The 18,540-nt window shown below is 67.2% G+C and carries 19 protein-coding genes; 7 read left to right on the top strand and 12 right to left on the bottom strand.

The features are described from left to right. Positions 1 to 30: 30 nt before the first annotated feature. Positions 31 to 783: a TOBE domain-containing protein gene (locus LK542_RS09815; protein ID WP_227811763.1), complete on the bottom strand. Its 753-nt coding sequence runs from the start codon at positions 781 to 783 to the stop codon at positions 31 to 33. A gap of 107 nt (positions 784 to 890) precedes the next feature. Between LK542_RS09815 and modA the strand changes: the two genes are divergently transcribed. The 3 genes from modA to modC are packed head-to-tail and all read left to right on the top strand — an operon-like array spanning position 891 to position 3,409. Next, a complete protein-coding gene (gene modA, locus LK542_RS09810) occupies positions 891 to 1,643 on the top strand; it encodes a molybdate ABC transporter substrate-binding protein (RefSeq protein ID WP_227811967.1) in 753 nt (250 codons plus the stop codon). A gap of 3 nt (positions 1,644 to 1,646) precedes the next feature. Beyond that, on the top strand, positions 1,647 to 2,330 hold the full coding sequence (gene modB / locus LK542_RS09805; protein WP_227811762.1) for a molybdate ABC transporter permease subunit: 684 nt from the start codon (positions 1,647 to 1,649) through the stop codon (positions 2,328 to 2,330). Then, positions 2,327 to 3,409, top strand: coding sequence for a molybdenum ABC transporter ATP-binding protein (modC, locus tag LK542_RS09800; RefSeq protein WP_227811761.1), 1,083 nt, complete (start codon positions 2,327 to 2,329; stop codon positions 3,407 to 3,409). Before modB ends, modC begins: the two co-directional genes overlap by 4 nt. A gap of 7 nt (positions 3,410 to 3,416) precedes the next feature. On the opposite strand, the gene LK542_RS09795 is transcribed toward modC, so the two are convergent. Further along, a complete protein-coding gene (locus LK542_RS09795) occupies positions 3,417 to 3,881 on the bottom strand; it encodes a DUF421 domain-containing protein (RefSeq protein ID WP_227799037.1) in 465 nt (154 codons plus the stop codon). Positions 3,882 to 4,178: 297 nt separating this feature from the next. Here LK542_RS09795 and LK542_RS09790 point away from each other — a divergent pair, with 297 nt between their 5' ends. Both LK542_RS09790 and LK542_RS09785 read left to right on the top strand, forming a co-directional pair. Continuing rightward, complete coding sequence (locus LK542_RS09790; RefSeq protein ID WP_227811760.1) at positions 4,179 to 5,189, top strand: triacylglycerol lipase; 1,011 nt, start codon at positions 4,179 to 4,181, stop codon at positions 5,187 to 5,189. Further along, positions 5,186 to 6,811, top strand: coding sequence for a serine protease (locus LK542_RS09785; protein WP_227811759.1), 1,626 nt, complete (start codon positions 5,186 to 5,188; stop codon positions 6,809 to 6,811). Before LK542_RS09790 ends, LK542_RS09785 begins: the two co-directional genes overlap by 4 nt. Here the strand turns inward: LK542_RS09785 and LK542_RS09780 are convergent. The 5 genes from LK542_RS09780 to LK542_RS24935 all read right to left on the bottom strand — a co-directional run bounded on the left by LK542_RS09780 (position 6,808) and on the right by LK542_RS24935 (position 10,174). Next, positions 6,808 to 6,990 (bottom strand): oxidoreductase-like domain-containing protein, encoded by a 183-nt coding sequence (locus LK542_RS09780; RefSeq protein WP_307728959.1) that lies wholly within the window; start codon positions 6,988 to 6,990, stop codon positions 6,808 to 6,810. The genes LK542_RS09785 and LK542_RS09780 overlap by 4 nt on opposite strands. A gap of 1 nt (position 6,991) precedes the next feature. After that, positions 6,992 to 7,384 carry a BlaI/MecI/CopY family transcriptional regulator gene (locus LK542_RS09775; protein ID WP_227811758.1) on the bottom strand — a complete coding sequence of 131 codons (393 nt, stop codon included), beginning with the start codon at positions 7,382 to 7,384 and terminating at the stop codon, positions 6,992 to 6,994. A gap of 51 nt (positions 7,385 to 7,435) precedes the next feature. Beyond that, positions 7,436 to 7,846 (bottom strand): hypothetical protein, encoded by a 411-nt coding sequence (locus LK542_RS09770; protein WP_227811757.1) that lies wholly within the window; start codon positions 7,844 to 7,846, stop codon positions 7,436 to 7,438. 91 nt (positions 7,847 to 7,937) lie between these two features. Continuing rightward, positions 7,938 to 8,612, bottom strand: coding sequence for a response regulator (locus LK542_RS09765; RefSeq protein ID WP_227811756.1), 675 nt, complete (start codon positions 8,610 to 8,612; stop codon positions 7,938 to 7,940). Next, a complete protein-coding gene (locus tag LK542_RS24935) occupies positions 8,609 to 10,174 on the bottom strand; it encodes an ATP-binding protein (protein ID WP_227811755.1) in 1,566 nt (521 codons plus the stop codon). Before LK542_RS24935 ends, LK542_RS09765 begins: the two co-directional genes overlap by 4 nt. A gap of 266 nt (positions 10,175 to 10,440) precedes the next feature. On the opposite strand from LK542_RS24935, the gene LK542_RS09755 reads away from it, so the two are divergent. Continuing rightward, positions 10,441 to 10,803: a KGG domain-containing protein gene (locus LK542_RS09755; protein WP_227811754.1), complete on the top strand. Its 363-nt coding sequence runs from the start codon at positions 10,441 to 10,443 to the stop codon at positions 10,801 to 10,803. An 88-nt stretch (positions 10,804 to 10,891) separates the two neighbouring features. Here the strand turns inward: LK542_RS09755 and LK542_RS09750 are convergent, their stop codons facing one another. From LK542_RS09750 to LK542_RS09730, 5 genes are read right to left on the bottom strand one after another with little or no spacing between them, the layout of a single operon-like run. Next, positions 10,892 to 12,235, bottom strand: a complete 1,344-nt coding sequence (locus tag LK542_RS09750) for a sulfite reductase subunit alpha (protein ID WP_227811753.1) — start codon at positions 12,233 to 12,235, stop codon at positions 10,892 to 10,894. Then, a complete protein-coding gene (locus LK542_RS09745) occupies positions 12,232 to 13,236 on the bottom strand; it encodes an FAD:protein FMN transferase (protein WP_227811752.1) in 1,005 nt (334 codons plus the stop codon). Before LK542_RS09745 ends, LK542_RS09750 begins: the two co-directional genes overlap by 4 nt. Before the next feature lie 15 nt (positions 13,237 to 13,251). Continuing rightward, positions 13,252 to 14,073, bottom strand: coding sequence for a DUF4198 domain-containing protein (locus LK542_RS09740; protein WP_227799026.1), 822 nt, complete (start codon positions 14,071 to 14,073; stop codon positions 13,252 to 13,254). A gap of 34 nt (positions 14,074 to 14,107) precedes the next feature. Next, complete coding sequence (locus LK542_RS09735) at positions 14,108 to 14,620, bottom strand: DUF2271 domain-containing protein (protein WP_227811751.1); 513 nt, start codon at positions 14,618 to 14,620, stop codon at positions 14,108 to 14,110. Between the two features lie 49 nt (positions 14,621 to 14,669). Continuing rightward, the gene (locus LK542_RS09730; RefSeq protein ID WP_227811750.1) at positions 14,670 to 15,290 is read right to left on the bottom strand and encodes a PepSY-associated TM helix domain-containing protein; all 621 of its coding nucleotides are present in this window, start codon (positions 15,288 to 15,290) and stop codon (positions 14,670 to 14,672) included. A gap of 346 nt (positions 15,291 to 15,636) precedes the next feature. Between LK542_RS09730 and LK542_RS09725 the strand changes: the two genes are divergently transcribed. Continuing rightward, on the top strand, positions 15,637 to 18,492 hold the full coding sequence (locus LK542_RS09725; protein ID WP_227811749.1) for a 2-oxoglutarate dehydrogenase E1 component: 2,856 nt from the start codon (positions 15,637 to 15,639) through the stop codon (positions 18,490 to 18,492). The last annotated feature ends 48 nt before the right edge of the window (positions 18,493 to 18,540 follow it).

The raw sequence follows: 18,540 nt of genomic DNA, 5'->3' as shown, positions 1-18,540 counted from the left end.
TGCCTCAGGAATAAGTGCGTAAGAAAAAGATCAGTGCGGCATGCCGATGACCACACTGGCTTCGTCGATGGCGGCCATCGCCGGCGAACCGGCCCGCAAGGCTGCGTGCGGGCCGCTGAACCCGACCAGTTGCACCCCGCCGGGCAGGCGCAGTGTCGCTTCTCCGCCACTGGCGTCGCGGCTGGCACGGACGATCTCGCCAGCCAGGACATTCTCCTGCGTCGATGCATCGATGTGGCCGGCCACCTGGACCGCTGTCGCCTTGCACAAGGCCAGCACCTCCATGCCGCGCTGCAGGCCCAGCAGCTGAGCGCTTTCGCGGGTGATGCGGGAATGCAGGACGCTGCCGCCCGCCAGTAAGAGCTGCACCCGTACCTGTCCCGCGCGCGACGCGATCGATCCCACCGCGCACGGAAACTGGTTGCGCATGCTGGTGCGCAGCGCAAACGCGGCGCGGCCACTGGCGTCGCCCAGCGCGAAGCGCGCGAGGATGTGCTGGCGTGCGCGCGCCATCTCGTCGGCCGCCTCCAGCACGCGCTCGCCGGCCCGAGTGAGGGTGGCGCCACCGCCGCCGCTGCCGCCGACCGCCTTTTCCACCAGCGCCGTGCCGGCCAGGTTGGCCAGGGTTTCCAGTGCCTGCCAGGCCGCCTTGTAGCTCACGCCGGCAGCGCGCGCGGCTTCGGAGATGGAACCGGCCTGGCCGACCCGGCGCAGGATGTCGATGCGCTTGTCGCCGGCCTGGAAGCCCAGGACCTCGTCCAGGGGGAGGGTTCGCTTGTTCATGCATCCTATGGTAGCAGGACGCCGATCCCGGCGCTATTCTCCGGATGAATAGCGGAGGGCGGTTTGTGCTACAGTTTCGCTATTCAAACAAGGAATAGCGAATGAACATGAAACGATGCATCGGCCTGCTGCTGGCAGCCATTGCGCTGCCCCTGGGCGCGCAGGCCGGCGAAGTCCAGGTGGCGGTGGCCGCCAACTTTGCGGCGCCGATGCAGAAGCTCGCCTCCATGTTCGAAGCCGAGACCGGACACAAGGCGGTGGTGTCGGTCGGCTCGACCGGCAAGTTCTACGCCCAGGTGAAACATGGCGCGCCGTTCGACGTGCTGCTGGCGGCCGATGACGAAACGCCGGCCCGGCTGGAGCGCGAAGGCCGGGGCACGGGACGCTTCACCTATGCCATCGGCAGGCTGGTGCTGTGGAGCCGCCAGGCGGGTGTCGTCGATGCCCAGGGCGGGGTGCTCAGGACCGGCAGGTTCGAACGCCTGGCGGTCGCTGATCCGAAGCTGGCTCCTTATGGCGCCGCGGCCTACGAGCTGCTTGGCCGGCTTGGCCTGCTCGACGCCCTGCGCCCAAGGCTGGTGCACGGCGAGAACATCGCCCAGGCCTACCAGTTCGCCGCTACCGGCAATGCCCAGCTGGGCTTTGTCGCCATGTCCCAGGTCTACGCCGACGGCAAGCTGAAGGAAGGCTCGGCCTGGGTCGTGCCGGCCGCGATGCACGCGCCGATCCGCCAGGATGCCATCCTGCTGGACAAGGGCAGGAACAGCGCGGCGGCGAGCGCCCTGGTGCAGTACCTGAAGGGCGACAAGGCGCGGGCGCTGATCCGGTCCTATGCTTACGATCTCCCGCCGGTGCGCTGAGCGATGCCGATCGAGAAGGAAGCCTGGCAGGCCATCCGGCTCACCTTCGAGCTGGCCAGCGCGACCACCGTGCTGCTGCTCCTGGTCGCCACGCCCCTGGCCTGGTGGCTGGCGCGCACGCGCTCGCGCTGGCGGGCGCCGGTGTCGGCCCTGGTGACGATGCCGCTGGTGCTGCCGCCCTCCGTGCTCGGCTTCTACCTGCTGCTCGCGCTCGGTCCCGACGGGCCGCTCGGCCGCCTGACCCAGGCCCTGGGCCTGGGCGTGCTGTCCTTCACCTTCACGGGCCTGCTCGTCGGCTCGATCGTGTACTCGCTGCCCTTTGCCGTGCAGCCCATGCAGCACGCCTTCGAGGCGATGGGCAGGCGCCCGATGGAAGTGGCGGCCACGCTCGGCGCCTCGCCGCTTGACGCCTTCTTCAGCGTCGCGCTGCCGCAGGCCCGCAGCGGCATCCTGACCGCCGCTGTCCTGAGCTTCGCCCACACGGTGGGCGAGTTCGGGGTGGTGCTCATGATCGGCGGGAACATCCCCGGCAGCACCCGCGTCGTGTCGACCCAGATCTACGGCTACGTCGAGGCGATGGAATACGCGTCGGCCCATTGGCTGGCGGGCGGCATGCTGCTGTTCAGCTTCGTGGTGCTGCTGGTCCTGGGGGCGCTGCGCCGCAGCCCGGCGCGGGTGCTGCCGTGAGCCGGGATTTCCAGGTCCGGCTGGCGCTGCCGCGCGCCGACTTCAGGCTCGACGTCGACCTGCGCCTGCCTGGCAGCGGCATCACCGTGCTGTTCGGCCGTTCCGGTTCCGGCAAGACCAGCGTGCTGCGCGGCGTCGCCGGGCTGGAGGCGAGCGGGCGCGCGCGCATCGTGGTGGGCGGGGAGACCTGGCAGGACGACGATGCCGGCGTGTTCCTGCCGACCCACCGGCGTGCGCTCGGCTACGTGTTCCAGGAAGCGAGCCTGTTCGACCACCTCGACGTGCAGGGCAACCTCGACTACGGCCGCAAGCGCAGCCGCGCGCCGGGCGCCGCTGCGGCACTCGGGGAAGCCGTCGAGCTGCTCGGGATCGGGCACCTGCTGCGGCGCCGCGTGGGCCAGCTCTCCGGCGGGGAGCGCCAGCGGGTGGCGATCGCGCGCGCCCTGGCCGCCACGCCGCGCCTGCTGCTGCTGGACGAACCGCTGGCCTCCCTGGACGCCGCGCGCCGCCACGAGATCCTGCCCTGGCTCGAGAAGATGCATGCGGAGCTGAAGATCCCGATGCTGTACGTGACCCACTCGGTCGACGAGCTGGCGCGCCTGGCCGATTACCTGGTGGTGCTGGAAGGTGGCCGGGTCAAGGCCGACGGTCCGGTGGAAGACGTGCTGTCTGCCATCGATGTCCCCGTGCTCGAGGGAGAGGAGGCGGGCGCGCTGGTGCACGGCGTGGTCGCCGAACGCAGTGCGCAGTGGCAGCTGGCGCGCATCGATGTCGACCGTGGATCGTTCTGGCTGCGCGACGGCGGCATCCCGCTCGGGCAGCAGGTGCGCTTGCGGATCATGGCGCGCGACGTCAGCCTGGCCACGCGCGAGCCGCGGGACACCAGCATCCAGAACCACTTCCCCTGTGTCGTCGAATCGATCGCGCCGGACAGCCATCCATCGCAGGTCCTGGTGCGCGTGCGCTGCGGGCAGACCGCGCTGCTGGCCCGCGTCACGCGCCGGGCGCTGTTCGAGCTCGGCCTGGCGGCGGGCAGCCCGGCCTGGGTGCAGGTGAAATCGGCGGCGCTGCTGGCTTGAGGCGCGCCTAGTGGGGATTGCGCAGGATGGTGATCTCGCCGTCCGCTTCCAGGAAGGCGCATTTCATTTCCGGGCGCGGGCAGTCGTGTTCGCGCAGGGCTTCCTCGATGTCCGATTCCGACAGACGGCAGTTGCGGACCACCTTGTCGAAGAAGACGCCGTCGCGGCCGATCAGCACGGCGCTGCCGTCGACCAGTTTTTCGATGCTGGCGTTGCGCGAGGTGAGCAGGGCGACGAGGGAATTGATGGCCACCAGCGTTGCCGCGGCGATCAGGCCGCCGACCAGCGAATCGTCGCCGCCGTTGAGCGAATTCGACACCGCTTCCGACAGCAGCATGACGACCAGCAGGTCGAAAGGCGTGAACTGGCCCACGGTGCGGCGCCCGGACAGGCGCACCATGACCAGCAGGAGCAGGTACACGGCTAGCCCGCGTACGATGAATTCCCACCAGGGAAGATCCATGTCAAACATATCCCCTCCGTACTGATACCGATGAGTCCCATTGTAATCAAAATGCTAATGTTCTGGACTCAAGCGTGCGGTAGGGGTGGTGGGAGGCGGTTCAGACACCTCATCGGATTCGAACTCTACCAACAACACCGGTGTCAAACCCGGCGTATCTCTGCCATTCCTTGCGCCAGGATGCCCGCCCCATCGTGCCTCCGGCTCTCTCCGAAGTGGTAGAAAGAATAACTTTTTGTCGGGCTGCGTTGCTGCAATAATGCTATCGAAAGCGTGTAAATATTCATATGCCAACAGGGGGATGTGATGGCCAAGAGTCGCGCTGCAGTCGTGTTCATCCATGGTTTGGCCAAGAAGCCGGAGAAGGATGAACTTCTCAAGATCTGGCACTGGGCCCTGCTCCGGGACAACCCCATGCCCAACGTCTTCGGCGAATCGAACAAGGGCATGAACCTGGATACGGAAGACGCTCCCACGATCATGTCCTACTACGCGGACGTCTTCTACGGCCTAGACTACGAGAAAGATCTGCAGTCCTACTTCGAGCAGAATCCGGTGAAGCAGGCCGGCCTGGAACTGAATTCGCAGGGCTTGACCGAGGTCGAGTCCGGTCGCGAGCCGCCGATTCCCGTTACCCCGCGCGAGGCCTATTTCCTGGAGATGCTGGAATCCAAGCTGGCGGCCAATCTTGCATTGGAAGACGATAAGGTGCCCGACGAGGCGGCGCTTCCGACCGGTTACGAGGTGGCCGGCTTCGTTCCTCGCCGCATCCGTGAGGCGATCATCAAGAAGGCGGCGATGGAGGCCTACTATTTCCTCTTCAATAAAGAATACGTTCGTCCGGATGGCGCACGCTTCATGGTGCGGGAAGCATTGCGCCAGCGCCTGCTCGATGACGTCAATCACGCCCTAGCCATCGCGGATAAAGTCGTGATCGTCTCGCACAGCATGGGCACGATGGTGGCCTATGACCTGCTGCGCAACGTCAAGACCTGTCCACGGGTCAGTACCCTGATCACGCTCGGTTCGCCGCTCGGCGTGAGGGAAGTCCAGGCGGAACTGGCGCCGGAACGCGGCGGCCCCGATTTTCCCGAGCGTGTGGACCATTGGGTGAATATCTATGATCCCCTCGATCCCATCTGCGGTCCCGATCCGCGTTTCGCCAACGATTACCGGCCCTTCAAGGACAGGTCGGTGAAAGACATCCGTGAATCGAACTGGGGCAGCTGGCGGCATACGATCACCCATTACCTGGCCGGTGTGAAATTCCGCGCCGAGCTGACCGCCGCCCTCGATCGCGCACCGGGTGTGCAATGATGTCCACGCTCGCGGATGCCATCCTGCGGGGCGAGTCCATCTGTGCCGAGCCCTGGAAAGTCGCCGAAGCCGTCTCCGTCCTGGTGGAACGCGCCAGGACCGCACCGGGCCTGACTGCGGAACAGGTCGCTACTGCCTGCGGCACCCTGAACAAGTACCGCAACTACGAAGCGTGCCGGAACCTGGCCAGCGGCTGGACCGCGCTCGGCAACACCGACCCGACCGTGCGGCGCCACCTGGCGCAAGCCCAGATCAACCTGGGCATGCTCGACGCAGCGGACGCCTTGCTGCGTGAGCTGGTTGACGAGCTCACGCCCAGCGAGCAGGCGCCGGTCGAAGGCCTGGAATTAAGCGAAGCCAGGGGCCTGCAGGGACGGGTCGCCAAGCAGCGCTTCGTCGCGTCCCGCCAGCACAAGGCCCTCGAGACCGCATTCTGGTCCTACTACGACGGCTATTGCGAGGACAAAGGGAGGCGTGCCTGGCTCGGTGTGAATGCTGTGGCCCTGCTGGCGCGGGCCGAGGCCGAACGCCTGGCATTCCGCACCGTTGACCTGAAGGAGCTGGTGGAGGAGCTGGAATCGCAGGTACGGCCGGTCGCATCGCAGTGCTTCTGGAACCTGGCGATCATGTCCGAGCTGTCCCTGGCGGCGAACCGTTGCGACGAAGCCGAGTTCTGGCTGTACCGATTCATGCATGCGCCTGGGTGCACGCCCTTCGCGCTCGAAAGCTACGAGCGCCAGTTGCGCGAGATCTGGGGTGCGCGGCCATTCGACGATGCCGAGCGATGCCAGGACCGCCTGGCGCGTATCCTGGCCCGCCAGCTCGTGCAGAAATTCTCGACGCTGTCGGTCACCGCGCTTGATGCCGAGGATATCCGCAAGTCGCAGCAGCTGGAGCGGGTGTTTTCGCAGCAAGGCGCCTTCTCGGTCGACACGATCCATACCCTGCTGAAGGCCTGCAAGTCAGTCGGCTGCATTTCGTCCAGGACGACCGGCGCACGCATGGGCACGGGTTTCCTGGTGCAGCGTTCAGCGCCGCCTCCCGGCGAGCCCTCGGTGCTGTTCGTTACCAACGCCCACGTGCTGAGCGAGGAGGTGAGTGGCGCGCTCCCCCGCGATGACGCGCTGGTGTCCTTTGAACTCGGGCCGCGCGATGGAGACGGAAAACTGGTGTATTACCCCATCAAGCGGGTAATCTACACCTCCCCGCCGGGGGAGCTCGGGATGCCGGGGCCGCTCAGCGAGAACCTGGACGTCACGATCGCCGAGCTGGAAGGGCTGCCTGTCGAGGCCAAGGGGCTGGGCGTCGCCACCGCACTGCCCTTGATCAACGGCCGCTCGAAGGCCTACGTGGTCGGCCATCCCAGCGGCGCCGCCCTGCAGATCGCACTACACGACAGCACCTTGCTGGCCTACGACGAGGTGCGCCGGCTGCTGCATTACCGCACGCCGACCGAGCCGGGCAGCTCGGGCAGTCCGGTGTTCAATGAAAACTGGCGGGTGATCGCGCTGCACCATGGTGGCTCGGATGTGATGCCCTGTTTCCATCCCGAGACAGGCAACTACCAGGCGAACGAGGGGATTACCTTCAAGGCGATTGCCGAAGGTTTCGGGCCGCTCTAGTGCGGATCCAGCGTATGCGGTCCGGCCTGGGCGGCCTGCTCGGCTTCCCAGGCGGCCAGCGCCTGTTCGTAGCGCGCCAGCGCTTCCTCGTAGAGGTCGAACACGCAGGGCACACAGCCGCTGCGGCAGCAGTCCTCGAGTTCGGGCTGCACGGGCGGGACGGGGCGTGGGCGGGCCATCCTAGTCGCCGCGCTCGCCGTCGCCATTCAGGATCCGCTGGATTTCCTCGCGATCCTTCTTGCTGACATGGCCGCGCAGGGCGGCCAGCACCAGCTCCTTGCCGGAACCGGAAAAGGCCTTGTGGATGAGGTCCTTGATCAGACTGGACTGGTGGCTGTCCTGCGGCTGGGCTGGCGCATACACGTGGGCGCGGGTGCTTTCGTCGCGGGTGAGCAGGCCTTTGGCATGCATCACCTGCAGCAGGCGCAGCACGTTGGCATAGGCCATGTCGGGCCGCGTGTCGACCGCCGCCTCGTGCACCTGGCGCGCGGTAGCAGGGCCGAGTTGCCACAGCAGGCGCAGCATTTCCAGTTCGGACGGGGTCGGCTTGGCGGGAACGTCGGGAGTCGTCATGGATCTAGAATAAATGATCTAGACCGCCAAGTCGAGCCGTCCTGCGTGTTGTCAGTCGTGGACGCGGTATTCGCGCAGCTGGAACACGTTCTTGCCGCCTTCGCGTTCGCATACCCCGCTCATGGTCTCTCCCTTGCGCAGCACGTGGGTGACGCGGGCGCCTTCGGCCTTGCCGGCGCAGGCCGCGTGGGCGGCGGCGGGCACTTCCGGAAGCTCGACCGCTGGTGGCTCCGGCGGCACCGGCGGGACTGGAGGGGCTGGCGGTGCCAGCGAGCCGTCTGGCAGCGCATGTGGCACCGGAGGAGCGGGTGGGGCCGGCGGTGCAGGCGGAGCGGGGGGCGGCGGGCATTTGCCCTTCACGGTCGATTCGCACTTGTAGTGGACGTGCACGCCGGCCTGCACGGCGCTCGAGGCGACAACGCAGCCCAGCAGGGCGATGATGGCAATGGTCTTGTTCTTCATGGTGGTCTCCCTGGCTGCGGCCCGCACCGGTGCGGCGGGCCATGAACAACATCCTGCACGCCGAATGTGGAGAAAAGATGGAGCCGGCCGGCTACAGGTCGCAGCGGTAGCCGAGCCCATAGATGGAGCGGATGGCCTCCAGCCCGGGCGCGGCGGCGTCGATCTTGCGCCGCAGGTTCTTGATGTGGCTGTCGATGGCGCGGTCGGTGGCCTCCAGGCTGTCGGCGCGCGCGGCGTCCAGCAGCTGGGCGCGCGAGAACACCTGGCCCGGACGGCGCGCCAGGGTGGCCAGGATCGCGAACTCGCTCGGGGTCAGGTCGAGCGGCTGGCCGTGCACCAGCACGCGCCGGGCCGCATCGTCGACCGCCAGCACGCGCGCGGGCGGTGTGCCGCCGGCGCGGCGCAGGATGGCCTTGATGCGCGCCATCAGCTCGCGCGGGCTGAAGGGCTTGCACAGGTAGTCGTCGGCCCCGGCTTCGAGACCCAGCAGGCGGTCGATTTCCTCGACCCGCGCCGTCACCATGATCACCGGCAGTTCGCTGCCCGGTTTGCCGCCCTCGCGCAGGGCGCGGCACAGCGACAGGCCGTCCAGGCCAGGGAGCATCAGGTCGAGCACGACCAGGGCCGGCGGCCTGGCGCGGATTGCCTCCAGCGCGACGGCGCCGTCGCCGAAGACCTCGGGCACATAGCCGGCCGCGCGCGCGTAGTCGGCGACCAGGGCGGCCAGCTCCGGTTCGTCCTCGACGATCATGATGGCCTGGCTCATGCCGCGTCTCCCGGACACGGCAGGGACACGATCACGCGCAGTCCGCCCAGCGGCGAATGGGCGAAGTCGAGGCTGCCGCCCTGCGCTTCGAGGATGCGGCGGCACAGCGCGAGACCGAGGCCCGCCCCGCCGTGGGCGCGGCTGCGCGAGGCGTCGACGCGGTAGAAGCGTTCGGCCAGGCGCGCCAGGGCATCGTCCGGCACGCCGGGCGCGCTGTCGTCGATGATCAGTTGCAACCGCTTGCCGTCGGCGCGTGCATGGAGCAGGATGCGCCCGCCCGGCGCGGTGTAGCGCAGGCTGTTCTCGAACAGGTTGTCGAGCACCTGGCGCAGGCGGTCGGGGTCGGCCAGCACGATCGGCGCCGGTGGCGGCGCGCCCAGCTCCAGCGCCAGCCCGGCCGCCTCCAGGCGCCCGGCGAAACCCTGGGCCTGGCTGCCGGCGTACGCCCACAGGTCGAGCGGCACCGGTTTGCAGTCGAGCGCCCCAACGTCGGCGCGCGCCAGCGCATACAGCTCGTCGATCAGCTTGTTCAGGGCCAGCACCTGGCGCAGCATGGCGTCCAGGGTCTCGGGCGTGGCGCTGCGCACGCCGTCCTGCAGCGCTTCGAGCTGGGCGCGCAGCACGGCCAGCGGGGTGCGCAATTCGTGCGAGGTGTCGGCTACCCACTGGCGGCGTGCGCTTTCCGCACCTTGCAGCTGCCCGGCGAGCGCATTGAAGTGGCGGGCCAGCTCGCCCAGTTCATCGCTGCGCGTGCTGGGCAAGCGCACGTCGTAGCGGCCGCCGGCCAGGGCGCCAGCGCCGCCGGCAAGCTGCCGGATCGGCAGGCGGAAGTGACGCGCCAGCAGCACCGCGGCAAGCGCGCTCAGGGCCACCGCCACCAGCACGATCAGCCACAGGCTGCTGCGCAGCTGCTCGAGGAAAGCGAGGGCCATGGCGTCGCTCGGCCGCTGGCTTGGCGCAACGCCCAGCTGGCCGACCGTGCGGCCCTCGACCTCGATAGGGCGCGTGGCCAGCGGCATCGAACCGGGCTCGCGGCCGGCAAGGTAGTTGCCGTCGGCATCGAGCAGGGTGATGCGATAGGGCAGATCGTAGGTAGCGCCGTTGGCACGCGGGGCATCGAGGAGCGGCGGCGACAGCGGCGGTGCGGGAGGAGCTGGTGGCGCCGGCGGGGCCGGTGGAGCGGCGGGGGCCGGTGCCACGGTTGTGCCCATACGTGCGCCCGCCAGCGGCGCCGCCGACACCACGGGCAGCGCGGGGGCCGGAGGAGGCGCCGGGACCACGACCGGGCGGCGCCGGCGCTCATCCTGCAGGCGCCGCAATTCACCGGCGACCCAGCCGCGCCGCGCCTCAACCTCCGGCAGGAATTGCCAGCCGCCCTGAACCTGGTAGCGCGCCGCCAGCGCCCCCGACAATTCGTCCAGGCGGTCGAGCTCGATACCGACAGCGTAGTCGCCGAAGCTCGCCAGCACGTTCTGGCGCAGCAGGTAGACGGCGCTGGCCGCCACCGCCAGGATGGCGAGCAGGACCGAGAAAAACAGGCGGTGGCCGATGGAAAATTTCACAATGTCGGGTCAGCGTAAGACTACGTGGAAGGGGAAGGCTTGTTTCGTGAATCGCTATAGCACGATCATCCTATTCTAAACATGGTCAAAATAGAAAATATTGAACAATCAATTTCTCTAAGTTTGACGGAGCAGACGCAAGGTCTGGCAAGGCCTGGTCCTACAAAACGTGTGCCGAAACTCCGTGGTCGGATGGGTTCGCCTTGGCTAGGATGAACCCGTCTCAGCCACTTCCGGCTGGTCTTTCAACATGAACGGAGGCAACTATGGCATCGAATAACCAAGGCGGCAACAAAGGCGGCAAGCAGGGCGGCAACCAGCAGAGCGGCGACACCAGCAACCGCGGTTTCGCATCGATGGACCCGCAGAGGCAACGTGAAATCGCATCCGAAGGCGGTCGTGCCGCACACGCGTCTGGCAATGCGCACGAGTTCACTTCGGAAGAAGCACGCCGCGCAGGCTCGCTGAGCCATGGCGGCGGTGGTGGCGGCAACCAGCAGAGCGGTGGCCAGGGCGGCGGCCAGGGGGGTGGCGGTAATCAGGCAAGCAGCGGCGGCAATACCCGCGGCGGTTCGCCTGAGCAGCACGCCAAGGCCGGCTCGCAGAGCCACAAGAACGACAAGCGCTGAACCGTAGGGTGGGCGGATATTCCGCCCACGCGGTGATAGTTGCCGGCATCATCATCGAGTCCGGGATCGGAGCCGACAAGCACCTTACCTAATAGACATCCCGGCGGTAGCGGCCCTCGGCCGCGAGGGCGTCGAGCTGCTCGGCGCCCAGCACGTTGCCCAGGGCGTCGTGCACGCCGCCGGCCATCCCCTGCAGGCTGCCGCAGACATAGATCGCGGCCCCTTCTTCCACCCAGCTGCGCAGTGCGTTCGCGTGTTCGCGCACCAGGTGCTGCACGTAGCGCTGCGCCGATCCGTCGCGCGAAAAGGCGAGGTCGAGCCGGGCCAGGCAGCCGTCGTCCAGCCATCCCTGCAATTCGTCGCGGAGCAGGGAGTCGTGGGCGGCATTGCGCTCGCCGAACAGCAGCCAGTTGTCGCCCTTGCCGGCGTCGATGCGCGACTTGAGCAGCGCGCGCAGGCCGGCCAGGCCGCTGCCGTTGCCGATCGCGATGAACGGACGGGCAGCATTGCCATTCAGGCGGAAGCGCTGGTGCGCACGCACGCGCAGCCGGATCGCATCCTCCATCGTCGCGCCTTCGCACAGCCAACCCGAGCCTGCGCCCAGGCTGCCGTCCTCGCGCCGCTGCAGGCGCACCATCAGTTCCAGCCGGCCTTCGGAACGGAGCGAAGCGATCGAGTATTCGCGCGGGTGCTCCGGGTCGAGCGGTGCGCTGAGCTGGGCCAGGTCGCCCGCTTCCCAGGCCGGCAGTGCGCCTTCCACAGGCGCCAGCGCGATGCGGTACAGTGGGGCGCCGGCGCTGCCCGGGTTGAGCAGCTCGCGTTCCAGGATGCGCCACTCGCCGTAGGCGGGTGCTTCCCAGTCGGGCGCGTCGGCGGTGCCGGCCAGGCGCCCGATATGGTGCTGCCATGCAGCCAGCGCGTCTACATTGCCGCGGTCGACGTCGATGCGCTCGAACAGGGGCGTGGCGCCGTGCGCTCCCAGCCAGGCGTCGAGCGCGCGGCCGAAGCCGCAGTAGTTGGCATAGCTGCTGTCGCCCAGCGCCAGCACGGCGTAGTGCAGCTGCGAGAGGTCCGGCGCCGTGCCCATGGTTTCGCCGGCGAAGCGCGCGGCCGTGTCGGGGGCGTCGCCTTCACCGTAGGTGCTGGCGATGAACAGGACGCGGCCGCTCCCGGCCAGCGCGCCGGGCGGCAGCTCGGACATGCAGACGGCGCGCGCCGACACGCCGCCCGTGTTCAGGGTGTCGGCCGTGCGCGCGGCCAGGTATTCGGCGCTGCCGGTCTGGCTCGCGTACACCACCAGCCAGTCGGCTTCCCCCGTAGCGACCTGGCCGCGCGCGGCGCGGGCGCGCCAGATCGCCAGGCACATCGCCAGGTAGGCGCCGGAGAGGGCGAGGGCGCTGCCCCAGCGTACGGGATCGGTGGGGAACATCATTGCAGCAGTTCGCGCCAGGCGGCGGACACGTGTTCGCACAGGCCGCCGTCGATGCGCACCAGGAAGCGCGCCGCGACTCCGCGCGCGTCGGCGAAGGCGATGCCCGCATCGGGGCCCATCACGGTAAGCGCGGTGGACAGCGCATCGGCCGTCATGCAAGCGCCGGCCACCACGGTGCAGGATGCGACGCCGTTGGCGATCGGGTGGCCGGTGCGCGGGTCGAGGGTATGGGAAAGGCGCTGCTGTCCCTGCTCGAAGTAACTGCGGTAGTCGCCCGAGGTGGCGATCGCCAGGCCGTGCAGGGCCACCACGGGCTGCGGTGTGGCGCTGGCGTCAGGGACCCCTTCGATCTCGACCCACCAGGGTTCGCCGTCCGGCTTGACGCCGGCGCCGCGCAGTTCGCCGCCGACCTCCACCAGGTAGTGGCGCACGCCGAGGCGTTCCAGGCACAGGGCGAGGCGATCGACGCCGTAGCCCTTGGCGACCGACGAGAAATCGAGGATGGCGCCGCCCGGCTGCAGCAGGCGGCGGCCGGCGCGGTCGAGCTGGGGCACGGCCTGCGCACGGCGCGCCAGCGCAGCCGCCAGGGCCGCGGCGCCGGGCGCTGCGAAGCCGCTGTGGTCGTGGCGCGCCCGCGGGCCGAAGCCCCACAGGTTGACCAGGGCGCCGGCAACCGGATCGTAAGCGCCGGCCGTGTCCTCATGGACCTGGAGCGCGAAGTCGAGCACCTCGAAGAACTGCGGCGGCAGCGCATGCCAGCTGCCGCCCGGCGCGCGGTTGTAGCGCGACAGCAGGGACGCTTCTTCCCAGTGGCTCATCTGCGCCACGATCTCGTTCAGCTCGCGCTGGAGCTGGGCTTCCAGGTCGGCGTCAAGGCCGGGCGGGACCAGCATCCGGGCCGACCAGGTCGTGCCCATCGAACGGCCTTCCGCCTTGCACAGGCGGCTGCCGGCGGGCGGCAGCGCGAGCTCGATCGCGTGGGGTACCAGGACGTCGCGCATGCCGCTTGCCGCTCCTTATTGCGGCAGGACTTCGAAGGTCGCCGCGTAGGTGTAGCGCTTGGCGGCGGGTGCCTGCTGGGCGCCGCGTTCGCCGCCCGGGAAGGAAGCGTTCAGCCAGTACATGTTCGCTGCCGGCACGGTGAAGCTCGCTTCACCCTTGGCGTCGGTGGTCAGGCGCTGTTCGCCCGAGGCGCCGCGGTACTTGGCGGTGCCCGGCGTCACGCTGAACGCCAGGTTGGCCGCCGGCTTGCCGTCGAGCTGGAAGCGCACCTTGATCGGCTCGCCGACGCGCAGGTCGGTCGGGTGGGTGACCGGGATCATCTCCAGGCCGCTGCCGCTCGGCTTCAGGGCGGTCTCGTTCATCTTGTTGGCCGAGACGAAGGTCTCCAGGCGGGTCTGCACCTGCGTGGTCTGGACTTCGGTGGCGCCGGCCGGGACCTGCACTTGCGGGCTGCCCTGGGCGCCGCGGAAACGCTTGGTTTCGCCGTTCAACTTGTAACTGCCCATGACGTTATTGTTGACGATCGCCAGGCGATAGGTGCCGTCCTTCGGCAGGCGCAGATCGAGCGTGCTGCGGAATTTGCCCAGCACCGCGCCTTCGGCCTTGGTCGTGACGCCGTCCGGATCGGTGATCATCAGGCTGTCCAGGCGCAGCGGCGCGTGGTTGAACTCGAACAGCTGGTTCGAGATACCGGCGTCGAGCGAGACCCAGGCTTCCTTCGCGTCGATCATGGTGCTGTTCGGCAGCAGCCAGGCGTTGTGGGCCTGGGCCGTCATCGACAGGGTGGCGGCGATCAGGCCGAGGGCGAGGGTCTTGCTGAGGCGCTTGAGTTGCATGGGATTCTCCTGTTGTCGTTTGTCTGTCTGTCGCTTACTGGATCTGGAGCGCCACGGCGCCCAGTTCGTCCTTGCCTGCCGCATTGGCGTCGACCTTGCCCTTGCCGGTCCAGTTGAACGGGACCTTGACCACTTCGCGGCCACCCGATTCGCGCGCGGCCTCGACCACCAGCGTGTAGTCGCCTGCCGGCAGCTTGTCCAGGCCGAAGCGCGCACCGTCGAACTTCATGGTGTGCACGCCCGGCGCCCGGGTCGCGCCGCTGACGCCGTCAATCGGCATGGCGGCGTCGCGCCCGGCCTTGCGCCACCAGGAGCGCAGGTCCTTCAGCCACTTCTCGCCTTCGCGGTTCTTCATCTTCACGTCGTACAGCACGGCCAGGTTGGCAGCCACGGCCTGGTCGGCCTTCTCCACCCACATCGCCACATAGGGCTTGTGGTATTCCGCCACGTTCAGGCGCGGGACCTCGAACTTGACCGACAGGTCGGCGGCCGTGGCCCAGCTGGACGCGAGAGGCAGCGTCAGGGCGAGCGAGTGAGACAGTTTCATCGGATTGCCTTATATATAGAGTGAAATTATTTGCTAATCTAATAAATCGTCAATGAACGAACAGCAGGGCGATCACGGCCGGCAGCACGATGCCGAAGCCGATCACCGGCCAGGTCGAGGGCCGGTTGGCCGCGTGGTATTTCAGGATCAGGAAGCCGGTGACGCAAAAAACAACACAGGCGATCGCGAAGACGTCGATGAACCAGCTCCACACGGCGCCCGTGTTGCGGCCCTTGTGCATGTCGTTGAGCCAGGAGATCCAGCCGCGCGAAGTGGCTTCGTATTCGGCGCCGCCGTCGACCGCGATGCGCAGCCAGGCGTCGCCGCCGGGGCGGGGCAGGGCGATGTAGGCGTCTTCTTCGGAAAACTCGGCGCGTTTCCCGCGCACGTCGACCGGGAAGGAGGCGTTGGCCCAGTCCGCGACCTCGCTCGGCAGCGGCACTTCGGCGTCCGCGTGCTCCGCGGCGTATTTCTCCAGCTGGGCGCGCAGCGGCGCCGGCAGCGTGGCTTTCAGGCGCGTGACTTCCGGCTTGGCTTCGATCTCGGCCGCGTGGTTGAGGGTGAATCCGGTAAAGCTGAACAGCAGCATGGCCATCAGGCAGATGGCGGAGCTGATCCAGTGCCACTGGTGCAGTTGCTTCAGGTAGACAGCGCGGCGGGGCCCTGGCATAGCCGGGGCGGCAGGCAGTTTCGCTGGGGCAGAAGTGGTCGGTCCGGTTGAGCTCATCCTCAAATGATAACGATTATCATTTACGTGGTCAACCGTACAAGGTGGATTTACAAATAGAAATAAATAATTTGTCGGCCCAAGCTCTGCTTGACGTAGTCGCTTGCGTTACAATATTGTGCGCTAAAAGGCAGATTAGTTGCCTGAAGGCATGCCTTTGTAGTAACAGAATTCGTCCTTCCCCCACAACTTGAGTAGTAAGTGCGATCCGCTAACCGGTCAGGCCGTGTCGCGGAAGGTTACCTGAACCCGCCCCAAACTCGCGAAGCGCGAAGAAAGGTGAGCAAGAATGATGCAGCAACAAACAGCGAACTCGTACCTGTTCGGTGGTAATGCGCCGTACGTGGAAGAGTTGTATGAAGCCTACCTGAACAATCCGGGTTCGGTCCCGGAGAACTGGCGCGCTTACTTCGACCAGATGCAGCACGTGCCAGCGGTGGACGGCTCCAGCCGCCCCGACGTGGTGCACTCCTCGGTGGTCGCCTCGTTCGCGGAACGCGCCAAGCAGGGCCCGATCCGCACCGTCACCGCCAACCAGGACCCGGAACTGGGCCGCAAGCGCGTCGCCGTCACCCAGCTGATCGCCGCCTACCGCTACCTCGGTTCGCGCTGGGCCAACCTGGACCCGCTGCAGCGCCAGGAACGTCCGCCCCTGCCGGAACTCGACCCGAGCTTCTACGGCTTCACCGAAGCGGACCTGGACACCGTCTTCAACATCAGCAATACCTACTTCGGCAAGGAAACCGCGCCGCTGCGCGACATCCTGAACTGGCTGCGTGACACTTACTGCCGTTCGATCGGCGCCGAGTTCATGTACATCAGCGATCCGACCGAAAAGCGCTGGCTGCAGGAACGCCTGGAGTCGATCCGCTCGACCCCGACCTTCTCCGGCGAAAAGAAAAAGCACATCCTCGAGCGCCTGACCGCGGCCGAAGGCCTGGAGCGCTACCTCCATACCAAGTACGTCGGCGCCAAGCGCTTCTCGCTGGAAGGCGGCGAATCCTTCATCGCCTCGATCGACGAAGTCATCCAGCGCGCCGGTGAAAAGGGCGTGCAGGAAATCGTCATCGGCATGGCCCACCGCGGCCGCCTGAACGTGCTGGTCAACACCCTGGGCAAGAGCCCGGCCGACCTGTTCGAAGAATTCGAAGGCAAGCACGCCGACGACCTGCCGGCAGGCGACGTGAAATACCACCAGGGCTTTTCGAGCGACATCTCGACCCCGGGCGGCCCGGTCCACCTGTCGCTGGCCTTCAACCCTTCGCACCTGGAAATCGTGAACCCGGTGGTCGAAGGTTCGGTCAAGGCGCGCATGGAACGCCGCGGCGACCGCAAGGGCAAGGAAGTGCTGCCGATCCTGGTGCACGGCGACGCCGCATTCGCCGGCCAGGGCGTGGTCATGGAAACCCTGAACCTGGCCCAGACCCGCGGCTACGGCACCGGCGGTACCGTTCACATCGTCATCAACAACCAGATCGGCTTCACCACCTCGGACCCGCGCGACGCCCGTTCGACCATCTACTGCTCGGACGTCGTCAAGATGATCGAAGCACCGGTGCTGCACGTGAACGCCGACGATCCGGAAGCGGTCGTGCTGGCCTCGCAGATCGCGATGGACTACCGCACCGAGTTCGGCAAGGACGTGGTCGTGGACATCGTCTGCTACCGCAAACTCGGCCACAACGAGCAGGACACCCCGGCGCTGACCCAGCCGCTGATGTACAAGAAGATCGCCAAGCACCCGGGCACCCGCAAGCTGTACGCGGAGAAGCTGGCTGCGCAGGGCACCGTGCCGCCGGAAACCGGTGACCAGCTGGTCGCCGAATTCCGCAATGCGATGGACGCCGGCAAGCACACCGTGGATCCGGTGCTGACCAACTTCAAGAACAAGTACGCCGTCGACTGGGCGCCGTTCCTGAACAAGAAGTGGACCGACGCCGCCGACACCGCCGTGCCGATGACCGAACTGAAGCGCCTGGCCGAACGCATCACCAAGGTGCCGGAAGGCTTCAAGCCGCACTCGCTGGTCGAGAAGGTCCTGAACGACCGCGCCACCATGGGCAAGGGCGAAATGAACCTCGACTGGGGCATGGGCGAACACCTGGCCTTCGCGTCGCTGCTGTCCTCGGGCTACGCAGTGCGCCTGTCGGGCCAGGACGCCGGCCGCGGTACTTTTGTCCACCGCCACGCCGTGCTGCACGACCAGAACCGCGAGCGCTGGGACCAGGGCATCTACCTGCCGCTGGCCAATGTCTCGGACAACCAGGCCAACTTCACCGTGATCGACTCGGTGCTGTCGGAAGAAGCGGTGCTCGGTTTCGAGTACGGCTACTCGACCGCCGAACCGAATACGCTCACCATCTGGGAAGCCCAGTTCGGCGACTTCGTCAACGGCGCCCAGGTCGTCATCGACCAGTTCATCGCCTCGGGCGAAGTGAAGTGGGGCCGCGCTTCGGGCCTGACCATGATGCTGCCGCACGGCTATGAAGGCCAGGGTCCGGAGCACTCGTCGGCCCGTATCGAGCGCTTCCTGCAACTGTGTGCCGACAACAACATGCAAGTGGTGCAGCCGACCACGGCCGCCCAGATCTTCCACCTGCTGCGCCGCCAGATGGTGCGCCAGTTCCGCAAGCCGCTGGTGATCTTCACGCCGAAGTCGCTGCTGCGTAACAAGGACGCCGGCTCGCCGCTGACCGACCTGGCCAAGGGCGGTTTCCAGACCGTCATCGGCGAAGTGGACGAGAAGATCGAAGCGTCGAAGGTCAAGCGCGTGCAGGTCTGCTCGGGCAAGGTCTACTACGACCTGGTCGCCGCCCGCAAGACCCGCGGCGTGAGCGATGTCGCCATCGTCCGTATCGAACAGATGTACCCGTTCCCGCACAAGTCCTTCGCCGCCGAACTGAAGAAGTATCCGAACGCGACCGAAGTGGTGTGGGTGCAGGACGAGCCGCAGAACCAGGGTCCGTGGTTCCAGATCCAGCACAACGTCTTCGAAAGCATGGAAGACGGCCAGCGCCTGGCTTACGCAGGCCGCCCGGCTTCTTCGTCGCCTGCGGTCGGCTATGCCGACAAGCACGTGGCGCAGCAGAAGGAACTGCTGGAAACCGCGTTCTCGAAGCTGAAGGGCTTCATCCTGACCAAGTAATCACCGCTGCCCCCGGCGCCAGCAAGCCCGGGGGCCTTTGCATACAGA

It is taken from the genome of Massilia sp. IC2-477, assembly GCF_020707265.1.
GTDB lineage: Bacteria > Pseudomonadota > Gammaproteobacteria > Burkholderiales > Burkholderiaceae_D > Telluria.
This window is presented reverse-complemented; position numbering and strand designations above follow the sequence as displayed.